Below are 13,923 nucleotides of genomic sequence, written 5' to 3'. Positions count from 1 at the left end.
CCATTTGATGCTGACCAGCGCGGGCGGAACATAGCGGTCCAGCAGATCGGCCACCGCCAGGGCGGCGGCGAAGGTCAGTTGCGCCGCCTCGGCCGGAGTGCGGTTCAGCGTCAGCAGCAGGGTCGTGGCCAGATTGCCGTCCCTGCTGTCCCAGGCGCGGCCGCGACGGCCCCGTCCGGCGGTTTGACGCCGGGCCGCGATCCACAGCGGCCCGGCATCGCCCGCCTCGGCGCGACGACGCGCCTCGGCGTTGGTGGAGTCGGTCTCTTCGAGGATCAGGACCGGAGCCGCCAAGGCCCCTTATCCGATCCCGACGCCCGCGGCCGCCGCGCGCGTCAGCGGCTCCAGCCAGGTCAGGGCGATCAGCAGCACAGGGAAGCTGAAGGCCGCAGCCGCCCAGCCGATCCATTGCGCGCCGGCCGGCGCCTTGTCCGTCGTCACGTCGAACTCAGGCGTGTCGAACCAGATCACCTTGATGATGCGCAGATAGTAGAAGGCCGCGACGACCGAGGCCACCAGACCCGCAGCGCCCGCCATCCAGTAACCCGCGTCGGCGGCGGCGCCGAAGACGTAGAACTTGCCCCAGAAGCCCGACATCGGCGGAATGCCGACGGCCGACAGCGACAGGATCGTCAGGGCGACGGCCGTCACCGGACGGTCCTTCTTCAGACCGGCCAGATCGGCGATCTTGCGGATCGGACGGCCGTTGCGGCTCAGCGACAACAGGATGGCGAAGAAGCCGATCTGATCCACGACATACAGGGTCATGAACATCAGGGTCGCCTGGACGCCGACCTGGGTGCCGGCCGCCACGCCCAGCAGGGCGTAGCCGATGTTGATGATGGACGAATAGGCCAGCAGGCGCTGGATATCTTTCTGCATCAGGCCGCCGAAGGCGCCGACCGCGAAGCTGATCAGCGAGATCAGGATCAGCACTTGGGCCCACTGCGCATGGGCCAGACCGAAGCCTTCGACCAGCACGCGGATGATCAGCACCATGGCCGCCACCTTGGGCGCGGTCGAGAACAGGGCCACGACCGGGGTCGGGGCGCCTTCGTAGACGTCGGGCGTCCACATGTGGAACGGCGCGGCCGAAACCTTGAACGCCAGACCACAGATCAGGAAGACCAGGCCGAAGATCAGGCCCGGACCGGGGTTGGCGGTGGCGAAGGCGGCGATGTCCTCGAACCGCATCGAACCGGCGAAACCGTAGATCAGGCTGGCGCCGTACAGCAGCAGACCCGACGACAGGGCGCCCAGGACGAAATACTTCAGGCCCGCTTCCGAGGCCTTCAGGTCGTCCCGGCGATAGGCGGCCAGGACGTAGAGGGCCAGCGAGTGCATCTCGATGCCGATGTAGAGCGAGATCAGATCGCCCGACGACGCCATCATGCCCATGCCGACCGAGGCCAGCACGATCAGGACCGGATATTCGAACTTGGCGATGTTGTTGCGATGCATCCAGCCGTCGCCCAGCACCACGGCCACGGCGGCGGACAGGAAGATCACCGCCTTGCCGAAGACGGCCAGCGGATCAGCCACATAGGCCCCGTTGAAGGCGGACCCCAGCGGACCGACGACGGCCAGAGCCGTCGCCGCCAGCAGAAGCAACACCGACAGGCCCGAGACCAGGCGCGTGGACTTCTCGCCGGCGAAGGCGCCGAGCATGAGCAGCACCAGCCCGCCGACCGCAAGGGTCAGCTCCGGGGCGGCGAGTTGGAGAGCGGAGGACAGATCAGGCATTATGGTCTCACCCGCCGATCGCGGCGCGATAGGCGCTGGTCAGGGCTTCAACAGTTGGCCCGGTGTAGTCGAGAACGGCGTTGGGATAGAGGCCCAGCCAGATGGTGCCGACGATCAGGGGCACGAAGATCAGCAGTTCGCGCTTGTCGATGTCGGTGATGCTTTCCAGCGCCGGATTGGTGATCGGGCCGTACATGACGTTGCGGAACAGCGTCAGCGCATAGACCGCCGAGAAGATCACGCCCGAGGCCGCGATCAGGGCCGCCCAGGTCGAGACCTGATAGGCGCCCGTCATCGTCAGCACTTCGCCGATGAAGCCCGAGGTGCCCGGTAGGCCGACGTTGGCCATGGTGAACATCAGGAAGATGGCCGCATACCAGGGCATCCGCGCCGTCAGGCCGCCGTAGAAGGCGATCTCACGGGTGTGCATCCGGTCATAGACCACGCCGACGCACAGGAAGAGCGCGCCCGAGATCAGGCCGTGGCTCAGCATCTGGAAGACGGCGCCTTGAACGCCGGTGTCGTTGCCCGCGAAAATGCCCATGGTCACGAAGCCCATGTGGGCGACCGACGAATAGGCGATCAGCTTCTTGATGTCCGTCTGACGGAAGGCGACCAGCGAGGTGTAGACCACGGCGATGACCGACAGCGTCAGCACCAGCGGCGTGAACATCTGCGACGCCAGCGGGAACATCGGGATATTGAACAGGATGAAGCCGTAGCCGCCGAGCTTCAGCAGGATGCCGGCCAGGATGACCGAACCCGCCGTCGGCGCCTGAACGTGGGCGTCGGGCAGCCAGGTGTGCACCGGCCACATCGGCATCTTCACCGCGAAGGAGGCGAAGAAGGCCAGCCACAGCAGCGGCTGCACCGCCGGGTCGAAGGCGTACTGCTTCAGTTCCGGAATACTGGTGGTGCCGGTCGTGTGGGCCATCCACAGCATGGCCAGCAGCATCAGGACCGATCCCAGCAGGGTGTACAGGAAGAATTTGTACGCTGCGTAGATGCGGTTGGCGCCGCCCCAGATGCCGATGATCAGATACATCGGGACCAGGGTGCCTTCGAAGAAGATGTAGAAGAGGAACAGGTCCAGCGAGGTGAACACGCCGATGACCATGGTCTCCAGGATCAGGAAGGCGATCATGTATTCGACGACGCGCGTCTCGATCGACTTCCAGCTGGCCACAATGCAGATCGGCAGCAGGAAGGCCGTCAGCAGGACGAACAGGATGGAGATCCCGTCCACGCCCAGGTGATAGCCGGCGCCCGCGAACCAGGCGTAGTTCTCGACGAACTGATAGGCCGGGTTCGACGGATCGAACTGGGCGACCAGCAGGACGGACACGGCCAGCACCACCATGGTGGTGATCAGGGCGATCCAGCGGGCGGCCGGGGCCGCGGCGTCCTGACCGCCCTTGTTCAGCAGGCGCGCGACCAGGATCGCGGCCGCGCCGAGAAGCGGCAGGAAGGTGACGATGCTCAGAATGTGAGGCACGAGGCTCAGGCTCCCCACGTGAAGATGGCGAAGGCAAGGAACGCAGCCACGCCGATCAGCATCACGAATGCATAGAAGTAGACGAAACCGGACTGGAACCGGGACAACCAGCCGCCCGACTTCAGCGAAGCCCAGGCCGCGCCGTTCGGACCGAGGCCGTCGATGATCTTCACGTCGCCGATCTTCCAGAAGAAGTCGCCGATCGCCTTGGTCCCCTTCACGAAGACGGCGTCGTACAGCTCATCGAAGAACCACTTGTTGTAGAGGAAGGTCCACAGCGGGCCCTTGCGGTCGGCCATCTCCTTGGCCGCGCCTTCCTTCACGACATACAGCCAGTAGGCGATGGCCGTGCCCAGCAGCGTCACGATCAGCGGCGCCCACTTCACCCAGGTCGGGACGTTGTGGCTTTCGTGCAGGACGTGGTTCTCAGCCCCAACGAAGATGGCGCCGCGCCAGAACTCAGCCTCATGATGGCCGATGAAGTGCGGGGCGAAGATCATGCCGGCGAACACCGCGCCGATCGACAGCACCAGCAGCGGCACGACCATGACCAGCGGGCTCTCATGCGGCTTCAACGGACCATGATGATGGTCGTCGTGCGCATGATCGTCATGAGCGTGGGCGTCGGCATGGTGCGCGCCCTCCTCTTCCTTCCACACAGGCTTGTTGTGGAAGGTCATGAACACCAGACGCCACGAGTAGTAAGCCGTCAGCAGGGCCGCCGAGATGCCGATGACGAAGGCGAACATGCCCGCGGCCGAGTGGCCGGTCGTCGCCGCCGCATAGGCGCTCTCGAGGATGGAGTCCTTGGAGTAGAAGCCGGCGAAGCCGCCGACGCCGGGCATGCCCAGGCCGGTGATGGCGATGGTGCCGATCATCATGGTCGCATAGGTGACGGGCAGCAGCTTCCACAGGCCGCCCATCTTCCGCATGTCCTGCTCATGATGCATGCCGTGGATCACCGAACCGGCGCCCAGGAACAGCAGGGCCTTGAAGAAGGCGTGCGTGAACAGGTGGAACATGGCGGGCTGATAGGCGCCGACGCCCGCCGCAAAGAACATGTAGCCCAGCTGCGAACAGGTCGAATAGGCGATCATCCGCTTGATGTCGTTCTGCATCATGCCGACGGTCGCGGCGAAGATGGCCGTGACGCCGCCGATGATGGCGATGAACTGCGACGCGACGGGCGCGTGCTCATACAGGGGCGACAGCAGGCAGACCATGTAGACGCCGGCCGTAACCATGGTGGCCGCGTGGATCAGGGCCGACACGGGCGTCGGGCCTTCCATCGCGTCCGGCAGCCAGGTGTGCAGGAAGAACTGCGCCGACTTGCCCATGGCGCCGATGAACAGCAGCAGACCGGCCAGATCCAGCGCCGACCAGGTGTGGCCCAGGAATTCCCAGCCCGTCCCGGCCTTGCCGGCGATCAGCGGGAACAGCTTGGCGAACTCGATCGTGCCGAACATCCAGAACACGGTCATCATGCCGAGCAGGAAGCCGAAGTCGCCGACGCGGTTGACCACGAAGGCCTTGATGGAGGCAGCGGTGGCCGAGGGCTTCTTGTACCAGAAACCGATCAGCAGATAGGACGCCAGGCCCACGCCTTCCCAGCCGAAGAACATCTGCAGGAAGTCGGCCGCCGTCACCAGCGCCAGCATCATGAAGGTGAACAGCGACAGATAGGCGAAGAAGCGAGGACGGCTGTCGTCCTCCTTCATGTAGCCCCAGGAATAGAGGTGAACCAGCGAGGACACCGAGGTCACCACGATCAGCATGACCGCCGACATGGCGTCAACGCGGATCGACCAGTTCGACTGGAACTCGCCGACATGGATGAACGGCGCCAGGTGCACGGTGAAGGCTTCCAGCCCGCCCCAGGTCCACTGGCTGAACACGATCCAGGAGACCGCGCACGAGAAGAACAGCAGGCCCGTGGTGACGGCCTGCGAGGCGACGTCGCCGATCCGGCGACCGAAGAAGCCGGCGATCATGGCCCCCAGCAGGGGGGCGAAGACACCGAGAGTGACGAGAGTCTGGATAGTCACGGTTCCGATCAGCCCTTCATCACGGAGGCGTCGTCGACCGCGATGTCGCCGCGGTTACGGAAGAAGGTCACGAGAATGGCCAGGCCGACGGCGGCCTCGGCCGCGGCGACGGTCAGGACGAACATGGCCATCAGCTGACCCGACACGTCGTTCAGGTGGGTCGAGAAGGCCACGAAGTTGATGTTCACCGCGAGCAGGATCATCTCGACCGACATCAGGATGATGATGACGTTCTTGCGGTTCACGAAGATGCCGAAGACGCCGATGGTGAACAGCATGGCGGCGACCGCCAGATAATGCTGGAGCGAGATATCCATTACAGAAGCTCCTCGGGGGTGACGCCCTGGCCCGTGGTCACGGACTTGATCTCGACGGCCTTGGCGCGTTCGCGGTTGGCCTGGGCGGCCAGATCCTGGCGATGCACGCCCGGACGGTGGCGCAGGGTCAGGACGATGGCGCCGATCATGGCGATCAGCAGGACCACGCCCGCCGCCTGGAAGAAGTAGACGTAGTCCGTGTAGAGCACGCGGCCGATCGTCTCGATGTTGGTGACGTCAGGCCCGGCCGGAACCGGCGAGGTCGCGTCCCTGGCGGCGCCGCCCTGAACGACGGTGATCGACACCATGATCATCTCGGCCAGCAGAACGCCCGCCACGATGCCCGCCAGCGGCAGGTAGCGCGCGTATCCTTCGCGCAGCTTCACGAAGTCGACGTCCAGCATCATGACGACGAACAGGAACAGCACCGCCACGGCGCCGACGTAGACGACGACCAGCAGCATCGCCAGGAACTCGGCGCTCAGCAGAACGAACAGACCGGCTGCCGAGAAGAAGGTCAGGATCAGCCAGAGAACGGAGTGCACGGGATTGCGCGCGGTCACCACCAGAAGGGCGGAAACCACGGCGACCGTCGCCAGAAGATAGAAGGCCAGGCCTTGCAACATGTGCGGGACGACGCCCCTCTTCAAAACCAATGGCCCGAGGGGAAACCCCGGACCCTTCCAAAATCGGCCCCGGCCCGAAGGTCAGGGTCAGCGTGGCGGAATCGCCGCTCCGTTTAGCGATACGGAGCGTCGAGTTCCAGATTCTTCGCGATCAGACGCTCCCAGCGGTCGCCGTTATCCAGCAGGCGCGCCTTGTCATAAAGCAGTTCTTCGCGAGTCTCGGTGGCGAACTCGCTGTTCGGTCCCTCGACGATGGCGTCCACCGGGCAGGCCTCCTGGCACAGGCCGCAGTAGATGCATTTGACCATGTCGATGTCGTAGCGCGTCGTGCGGCGGCTGCCGTCGGCGCGCGGTTCGGCCTCGATGGTGATGGCCTGGGCGGGGCAGATGGCCTCGCACAGCTTGCAGGCGATGCAGCGCTCTTCGCCGTTCGGATAGCGGCGCAGCGCATGTTCGCCACGGAAGCGCGGCGACTGCGGGTTGCGCTCGAACGGATAGTTCACCGTCGCCTTCGGCTTCATCATGTACTTCATCGACAGGCCGACGGCGCCGAACACGTCGGTCAGCATCGCGCCCTTGGCCGCCTGAACGATACGGGTCAGCATTACGATTTCACTCCGGCGCACTCGCGTTCATAGCGGGCGCTTTCCTTGTCGAGGGTCTGGCAAAGGCGCTGGCGTTCCGCCTCACGCCGTTCGATTTCCTGCACCTTGCGCTCCCACTGATAGACCGACACCGGGTCGGCCTCATAGGGCGCGCAGGCCGACGCCAGCATGGGCGCGGCCAGGGCGAACATCAGGGCTGCGGCTTTCGTCTTCATCCGCCGATCCGGCGTTCGCAGCCGTCCCTGCTGAAGCGCGGATCGTCCCGCGACAGACGTTGGCAATAGGCGCGCTTGTCCGCCTCCTCTCCCCGCTCGCGGTCCAGCCGCTCGAGACGCGCGGACGCGGTCTCGGGCGCAGCCGGATCCATCGGCTTGAAGGTGCAGGCCGACAGGCCGGCGGCGAGCGCCAGCGCGATCAGAACTGTGGCGCGAGCGCCCATCACGCACCCACCGCGAAGACGCGCCACGCCGCCACGAAGACCACGGCCACCAACGAGGCCGGCAGGAAGATCTTCCAGCCAAGACGCATCAGCTGGTCATAGCGGTAGCGGGGCACGAAGGCCTTCACCAGGGCGATCATGAAGAACCAGAAGACCACCTTCACGGCGAAGACCGCCAGGTAGAACAGGTTGGCGACGAAGGCCGGGACGCTGTTCAGGAAGTCGGTCGGGAAGCCCGGATTCCACCCGCCGCAGAACAGCAGGGTGATCATGGCGCACATGAAGACGATGTTGGCGTATTCGCCGATCATGAACAGCAGGTAGGGGGTCGAGGAATATTCGACCTGATAACCGGCCACCAGTTCCGATTCCGCTTCGGGCAGGTCGAACGGCGGGCGGTTGGTCTCGGCCAGGGCCGAGATGAAGAAGACGATGGTCATCGGCAGCATGACGATGATCGTCGGCAGGGTCTCGAGGCCGCCGCCGAAGGCGTTCCAGTTCCAGATCCAACCCTGTTGCTGGGTCACGATCTCGGTCAGGTTCATCGTCCCCGCCAGCAGGATGACGTTGATGATGATGAGGCCCATCGAGACCTCATAGGACACCATCTGCGCCGCCGAACGCAGCGAGCCCAGGAACGGATACTTCGAGTTCGAAGCCCAGCCGCCCATGATGATGCCGTAGACGCCCAGCGAGCTGATCGCGAGGATGTACAGGATGCCGACGTTCAGGTCCGACACCACCCAGCCCGGCGCGAACGGGATCACCGCCCAGGCGATGAAAGCCAGGACGAAGCTGATCAGCGGGGCCAGGATGAAGACCACCTTGTCCGACCCGGCCGGGATGACGATCTCCTTCAGCACGAACTTGAAGAAGTCGGCGAAGGACTGCAGCAGGCCGAAGGGGCCGACCACGTTCGGACCCTTGCGCAGCTGAACGCCCGCCCAGATCTTGCGGTCGGCCAGCAGCAGGAAGGCCAGGGAGATCAGAATGCCGACCACGACCAGCAGGATTCCGCCCAGAGTGGCGAGGGTCCAGCCGACGGGGGTGGCCCAGAAGGAAGTCGCAGCGTCCATGTCTTACTCCGCCGCCAGGGCGACCGGCGCCGTCCGCTCAGCGGACAGTTGGGCCATGGTTTCACTGGCGCGCGCGATCGGGTTGGTCAGGTAGGGATCGGCGATGACGGAGACGAAGGCGACGTCGCCCAGGTCTCCCTTGGCGCCCAGCTTGGCGACGTCGAACGTCGCGGCGGGGGCCAGATAGTCGATGCGGCCGAAGGTCGGATGGTCGCCCATCAGCTTCGTACGCAGTTGCTCCAAGGTGTCGAACGGCAGCTTGCAGCCGACGCGCTCCGACAGGGCGCGGATGATGGCCCAGTCGTCCTTGGCCTCGCCCTTCGGGAAGACCACGCGCTCGGCCATCTGCACCCGGCCCTCGGTGTTGACGTACAGGCCCGACTTCTCGGTGTAGGCCGCGCCCGGCAGGATCACGTCCGCGCCGTGCGCGCCGCGGTCGCCGTGCGAACCCAGATAGACGCGGAAGGCGCCCGACGCATCGGCGTTCACCTCATCGGCGCCCAGCAGGAACAGAACGTCCAGCGCGCCCGGCTTCAGCATGCCGGCGACATCCAGACCGCCCTCGCCCGGCAAGAAGCCCATGTCCAGACCGCCGACGCGCGCGGCGGCGCTGTGCAGGACGTTGAAGCCGTTCCAGCCGTCCTTGACCACGCCGACCTTCTTGGCCAGCGCGCCCAAGGCGTTCAGCACGGCCGGACCGGTTTCGCCCGTCAGGGCGCCCGCGCCGACGATGATCGCCGGACGTTCAGCCTTGGTCAGGAAGTCGGTCGCAGCCTTGGGCAGCTTGCCCAGGGTCTTCGAACCGGCGCCCAGCCAGGCGTAGTCATAGGTCAGGTCAGCTTGCGGGCCGATGACGCCGACTTCGACGCCGCCCTTCAGCCAGGTCTTGCGGATGCGCGCGTTCAGCAGCGGCGCTTCCCTGCGCGGATTGGCGCCGACGATCAGAATGGCGTCAGCGTTTTCAATGCCTTGCAGGCCGGAGTTGAACAACCAGCCCTCGCGAGCCTCGCCGCCCAGCGCGGCGCCGTCCTGACGGCAGTCCGTGTTGGCGGAGCCCAGTGCGCGGAACAGGTCCAGCGTCGCCTTCATCGACTCGGCGTCCTGAAGGTCGCCTGCGATGGCGCCGATGCGGTCGGCCGGGGCCGCCTTCAGCTTGTCCGCCACGACCGACAGGGCCTCGTCCCAAGACGCCGGACGCAGCTTGCCGTTCTCACGCACCCACGGACGGTCCAGACGACGCGCCTGCAGGCCGTCGACGGCGTAGCGGCTCTTGTCCGACAGCCACTCCTCGTTGATGCCCTCGTTCACGCGCGGCAGGACGCGCATGACCTCGGCGCCGCGCGAGTCGGCGCGGATGTTCGAGCCGAGCGCGTCCATCACGTCGATGGTCTCGGTCTTCTTCAGCTCCCACGGGCGGTAGTGATACTGCCAAGGGCGGTGCGTCAGGGCGCCCACCGGGCACAGGTCGTTGACGTTGCCCGACAGTTCGCTGTCGATGTTCTTTTCCAGATAGGTCGTGATCTCGGCGCTTTCGCCGCGCGAGATCATGCCGATGTCCGGCACGCCCGCCACTTCGGTGATGAAGCGGACGCAACGCGTGCACTGGATGCAGCGCGTCATGAACGTCTTGACCGTCGGGCCCATGTTCTTTTCTTCGACCGCGCGCTTGTTCTCGCCGTAGCGCGAACCGTCGCGGCCGTAGCCGACCGCCTGATCCTGCAGGTCGCATTCGCCGCCCTGGTCGCAGATCGGGCAGTCCAGCGGGTGGTTGATGAGCAGGAACTCCATCACCCCTTCGCGGGCCTTCTTCACCATCGGCGTGTCGGTGAAGATTTCCTGGCCGTCGGCGGCCGGCAGCGCGCACGAAGCCTGCGGCTTCGGCGGTCCAGGCTTCACCTCGACCAGGCACATGCGGCAGTTGCCGGCGATGGACAGGCGCTCGTGGTAGCAGAACCGCGGGATTTCCTGCCCGGCGCGCTCGGCGACCTGCAGCACGGTCATGCCCGGTTCGAACTCGACTTCAACGCCGTTGACCTTGGCGATAGGCATTACGATTACTCCGCCGCGATCGCGTGGCCGGCGAAGTTCGCGCGGCGGCTGCGGTAGGTGTGGATGCGCTCTTCAATCTCGTGACGGAAGTGCCGGATCAGGCCCTGAACGGGCCAGGCGGCGGCGTCGCCGAGGGCGCAGATGGTGTGGCCTTCGACCTGACCGGCCACGTCGAGCAGCAGGTCGATCTCCGACGGGTCGGCGTCGCCGATCGCCATACGCTCCAGCACGCGCCACATCCAGCCGGTGCCTTCACGGCACGGCGTGCACTGGCCGCAGCTCTCGTGCTTGAAGAAGTAGCTGATGCGGGCGATCGCCTTCACGATGTCGGTAGACTGATCCATGACCGTGACGCCGGCGGTGCCCAGCGACGAGCGCATTTCGCGCATGGAGTCGAAGTCCATCAGCGCGACTTCAGCCTGTTCGCGCGTGATGACCGGACAGGACGCGCCGCCCGGAATGATGGCTTTCAGGTTTTCCCAGCCGCCGCGCACGCCGCCGCCGTGATCCTCGATCAACTGGCGCAGCGGGATCGACATGGCCTCTTCGACCACGCAGGGCGTGTTCACGTGGCCCGACAGCGACATCAGCTTGGTGCCGGTGTTGTTCGGGCGACCGAAGCCGGCGAACCAGTCCGCGCCGCGACGCAGGATGGTGCCGACCACGGCGATCGATTCCACGTTGTTCACGGTCGTCGGGCAGCCGTACAGACCTGCGCCCGCCGGGAACGGCGGCTTCAGACGCGGCTGGCCCTTCTTGCCTTCCAGGCTTTCCAGCAGGGCCGTCTCTTCGCCGCAGATATAGGCCCCGGCGCCGTGGTGGATATAGACGTGGAAGTCCCAGCCGTGGACGTTGTCGTCACCGATCAGCTTGGCCTCATAGGCCTGCTTGACGGCGGCTTCCATGCGCTCGCGCTCAAGGATGTATTCGCCGCGCAGGTAGATGTAGCAGGCGTGGGCCTGCATGGCGAAGGAGGCGATCAGGGCGCCTTCGATCAGCAGTTGCGGATCATGACGCATGATCTCGCGGTCTTTACACGTCGCGGGCTCGGACTCGTCGGCGTTGATGACCAGGTAGTGAGGGCGATCCTTCACTTCCTTGGGCATGAAGGACCACTTCAGGCCGGTCGAGAAACCGGCGCCGCCGCGTCCGCGCAGCCCCGAGTTCTTGACGTTGGCGATGATCCAATCGCGGCCAAGGTCCAGCATGTCCTTGGTGGCGTTCCACGCGCCGCGCTTCTTCGCACCCTCAAGGCCCCAGTCGTGGAAGCCATAGAGGTTGGTGAAGATCCGATCCTTGTCTTGGAGGATGCCGACCATGATCCCTTAAAGTCCTTCCGCCATGCGGCGTTTATGATGGCGGGTGCGCTGGAAGACGGCGTAGATCACCAGCACCCATCCGACGGCCAACAGGCCATAGGCCGCCATCACCGCGTTGTCTGTCAGGCCGAAACGGCCTTCACGTGCGAACAAAACCAATGCGGCCGCAACCACGATACAGGCCAGCCCCGCCCACCGCGGGCGCCAGCCGACGCGACGCAGCTCGGCCCGATAGGCCGCCCTGCCCGCTTCTGTCTCGAGATTCGGCCGCCCCATCAGACCGGCGCCTTTTCAGCGACGGGCTCCGAGTTCGGCAGCTTCTTGATCTTCTTGGCGGCCGAACCGTCGTACAATGCCGGGTCGGTCAGCGTCCGCGCGCCGCCCTGCGGCTCGGACGTGTGACGGCCGACATAGCTGCCCGGCTTGGGCGTCTTGCCCGCGGCGAAGTCGTCGATGATCTGAGCCATGTTTTCAGGCGTCAGGTCTTCGTAATAGAGGTCGTTGATCTGGGCCACCGGCGCGTTCGAGCAGGCGCCGATGCACTCGATCTCCTGCCAGGTGAAGCGGCCGTCGGCGGACAGCTCGTCCTTGGGGCCGATCTTCTCGCGACAGACGCGCATCAGATCGTTGGAGCCGCGCAGCATGCACTGCGTGGTGCCGCACACCTGGATCAGCGCGGCCGTGCCGACCGGCGTCAGCTGGAACATGGTGTAGAAGGTCGCGACCTCCAGCACCCGGATATAGGCCATGCCCAGCAGCTCGCCGACAGCGCGCAGCGACGGCTCGGACACCCAGCCTTCCTGCTTCTGGACCAGCCACAGGATCGGGATCACGGCCGACTGGCGACGCGATTCCGGGTATTTCTTGATCCACCACTGAGCCTTGTCCATCGTCTCCTTCGAAAACTCGAAAGAGGCTGGTTGCTCCTTGGCCAGACGACGAACGCTCATCGGTCCACTTCTCCGAACACCATGTCGAGCGAGCCGAGGATGGCGGACACGTCCGCCAGCATGTGGCCGCGGTTCATCCAGTCCATCGCCTGCAGGTGACGGAAGCCGGGGGCCGACAGCTTGACGCGGTAGGGTTTGTTGGTGCCGTCCGACACCAGATAGACGCCGAACTCGCCCTTGGGCGCTTCGACGGCCGCATAGACCTCGCCTTCCGGCGTCTTGAAGCCCTCGGTGTAGAGCTTGAAGTGGTGGATCAGCGCTTCCATCGAACGCTTCATCTCACCGCGACGCGGCGGCGTGACCTTGTGGTCTTCCGACAGGACCGGCTCGCCGGGGCAGTTGCGCAGCTTGTGGATGCACTGCTCCATGATGCGCACCGACTGGCGCATCTCTTCGACGCGGACAAGGTAGCGGTCCCAGCAGTCGCCGTTCTTGCCGACGGCGATGTCGAATTCCATGTCGGCGTAGCAGTCGTACGGCTGGGCCTTGCGCAGATCCCAGGCGATGTCCGAGCCGCGCAGCATGACGCCCGAGAAGCCCCACGCCAGGGCGTTCTCCTTGGACACCACGCCGATGTCGACGTTGCGCTGCTTGAAGATGCGGTTTTCGGTGACCAGGCTTTCGATGTCCGCCAGCTTGGCCGGGAACTCGGCGCACCAGCGGCCGATGTCGTCGATCAGCTCGGGCGTCAGATCCTGGTGGACGCCGCCCGGGCGGAAGTAGTTGGCGTGCAGACGCGCGCCGCAGGCCCGCTCGTAGAAGACCATCAGCTTCTCGCGCTCTTCGTGGCCCCACAGCGGCGGGGTCAGGGCGCCCACGTCCATGGCCTGCATGGTCGCGTTCAGAAGGTGGTTCAGGATGCGGCCCATCTCCGAGTACAGAACCCGGATCAGCTGGCCGCGATACGGCACGTCCAGACCCAGCAACCGCTCGATGGCCAGGCAGAAGGCGTGCTCCTGGTTCATCGGCGAGACGTAGTCCAGCCGGTCCAGGTAGGGGATGTTCTGGAGGTAGGTGCGCGCCTCCATCAGCTTCTCGGTGCCGCGGTGCAGCAGGCCGATGTGCGGATCGACGCGCGTGACCAGCTCGCCGTCCAGCTCCAGCACCAGGCGCAGCACGCCGTGCGCGGCCGGGTGCTGCGGGCCGAAGTTGATGGTGAACTTGCGGTCGTCCATCGCCCGCGCGTGCGGGGTCAGGCCGTCTTCATAGTCCTCGAACGGGTCGATGGCGGCGCCCAGCGGCGCGGGCATGTTCTTGAC

14 protein-coding genes and 1 pseudogene are annotated in these 13,923 nt (G+C 65.5%); all 15 read right to left on the bottom strand.

The annotated features are described in order from the left end of the window. Window positions 1–294 (bottom strand): annotated as a pseudogene (locus BDIM_RS18405) (biotin--[acetyl-CoA-carboxylase] ligase); the annotation flags it as partial. A 6-nt stretch (window positions 295–300) separates the two neighbouring features. Continuing rightward, the gene (nuoN, locus tag BDIM_RS05620; protein ID WP_003164599.1) at window positions 301–1,743 is read right to left on the bottom strand and encodes an NADH-quinone oxidoreductase subunit NuoN; all 1,443 of its coding nucleotides are present in this window, start codon (window positions 1,741–1,743) and stop codon (window positions 301–303) included. Window positions 1,744–1,750: 7 nt separating this feature from the next. Continuing rightward, window positions 1,751–3,238 carry an NADH-quinone oxidoreductase subunit M gene (locus BDIM_RS05615; protein WP_040345168.1) on the bottom strand — a complete coding sequence of 496 codons (1,488 nt, stop codon included), beginning with the start codon at window positions 3,236–3,238 and terminating at the stop codon, window positions 1,751–1,753. Between the two features lie 5 nt (window positions 3,239–3,243). After that, entirely contained in the window at window positions 3,244–5,277 is a 2,034-nt protein-coding gene (gene nuoL, locus BDIM_RS05610) for an NADH-quinone oxidoreductase subunit L (protein WP_040346607.1), read from the bottom strand. 14 nt (window positions 5,278–5,291) lie between these two features. After that, on the bottom strand, window positions 5,292–5,600 hold the full coding sequence (nuoK, locus tag BDIM_RS05605; protein ID WP_003164596.1) for an NADH-quinone oxidoreductase subunit NuoK: 309 nt from the start codon (window positions 5,598–5,600) through the stop codon (window positions 5,292–5,294). Then, window positions 5,600–6,226 carry an NADH-quinone oxidoreductase subunit J gene (locus BDIM_RS05600; protein ID WP_040345165.1) on the bottom strand — a complete coding sequence of 209 codons (627 nt, stop codon included), beginning with the start codon at window positions 6,224–6,226 and terminating at the stop codon, window positions 5,600–5,602. The genes nuoK and BDIM_RS05600 overlap by 1 nt, the downstream gene beginning before the upstream one ends. Before the next feature lie 113 nt (window positions 6,227–6,339). Beyond that, window positions 6,340–6,831 carry an NADH-quinone oxidoreductase subunit NuoI gene (nuoI, locus tag BDIM_RS05595; protein ID WP_040345161.1) on the bottom strand — a complete coding sequence of 164 codons (492 nt, stop codon included), beginning with the start codon at window positions 6,829–6,831 and terminating at the stop codon, window positions 6,340–6,342. Beyond that, window positions 6,831–7,046, bottom strand: coding sequence for a hypothetical protein (locus tag BDIM_RS05590; RefSeq protein ID WP_040345160.1), 216 nt, complete (start codon window positions 7,044–7,046; stop codon window positions 6,831–6,833). The genes nuoI and BDIM_RS05590 overlap by 1 nt, the downstream gene beginning before the upstream one ends. Then, complete coding sequence (locus BDIM_RS05585) at window positions 7,043–7,270, bottom strand: hypothetical protein (RefSeq protein WP_040345156.1); 228 nt, start codon at window positions 7,268–7,270, stop codon at window positions 7,043–7,045. Before BDIM_RS05585 ends, BDIM_RS05590 begins: the two co-directional genes overlap by 4 nt. Further along, window positions 7,270–8,346: an NADH-quinone oxidoreductase subunit NuoH gene (nuoH, locus tag BDIM_RS05580; RefSeq protein WP_003164593.1), complete on the bottom strand. Its 1,077-nt coding sequence runs from the start codon at window positions 8,344–8,346 to the stop codon at window positions 7,270–7,272. Before nuoH ends, BDIM_RS05585 begins: the two co-directional genes overlap by 1 nt. A 3-nt stretch (window positions 8,347–8,349) precedes the next feature. Beyond that, window positions 8,350–10,395: an NADH-quinone oxidoreductase subunit NuoG gene (nuoG, locus tag BDIM_RS05575; RefSeq protein ID WP_003164592.1), complete on the bottom strand. Its 2,046-nt coding sequence runs from the start codon at window positions 10,393–10,395 to the stop codon at window positions 8,350–8,352. Window positions 10,396–10,400: 5 nt separating this feature from the next. Then, window positions 10,401–11,714 (bottom strand): NADH-quinone oxidoreductase subunit NuoF, encoded by a 1,314-nt coding sequence (gene nuoF, locus BDIM_RS05570; RefSeq protein WP_003164591.1) that lies wholly within the window; start codon window positions 11,712–11,714, stop codon window positions 10,401–10,403. Window positions 11,715–11,720: 6 nt separating this feature from the next. After that, a complete protein-coding gene (locus BDIM_RS05565) occupies window positions 11,721–11,990 on the bottom strand; it encodes a hypothetical protein (protein WP_040345153.1) in 270 nt (89 codons plus the stop codon). Then, window positions 11,990–12,664: an NADH-quinone oxidoreductase subunit NuoE gene (nuoE, locus tag BDIM_RS05560; RefSeq protein WP_040345150.1), complete on the bottom strand. Its 675-nt coding sequence runs from the start codon at window positions 12,662–12,664 to the stop codon at window positions 11,990–11,992. The genes BDIM_RS05565 and nuoE overlap by 1 nt, the downstream gene beginning before the upstream one ends. Then, the gene (locus BDIM_RS05555; protein ID WP_040346605.1) at window positions 12,661–13,914 is read right to left on the bottom strand and encodes an NADH-quinone oxidoreductase subunit D; all 1,254 of its coding nucleotides are present in this window, start codon (window positions 13,912–13,914) and stop codon (window positions 12,661–12,663) included. Before BDIM_RS05555 ends, nuoE begins: the two co-directional genes overlap by 4 nt. Window positions 13,915–13,923 lie beyond the last annotated feature (9 nt).

Source organism: Brevundimonas diminuta ATCC 11568, from assembly GCF_000204035.1.
Lineage (GTDB): Bacteria > Pseudomonadota > Alphaproteobacteria > Caulobacterales > Caulobacteraceae > Brevundimonas > Brevundimonas diminuta.
The sequence above is the reverse complement of the archived record's forward strand: the minus strand, read 5'-3'. Positions and strand labels throughout refer to the sequence as shown.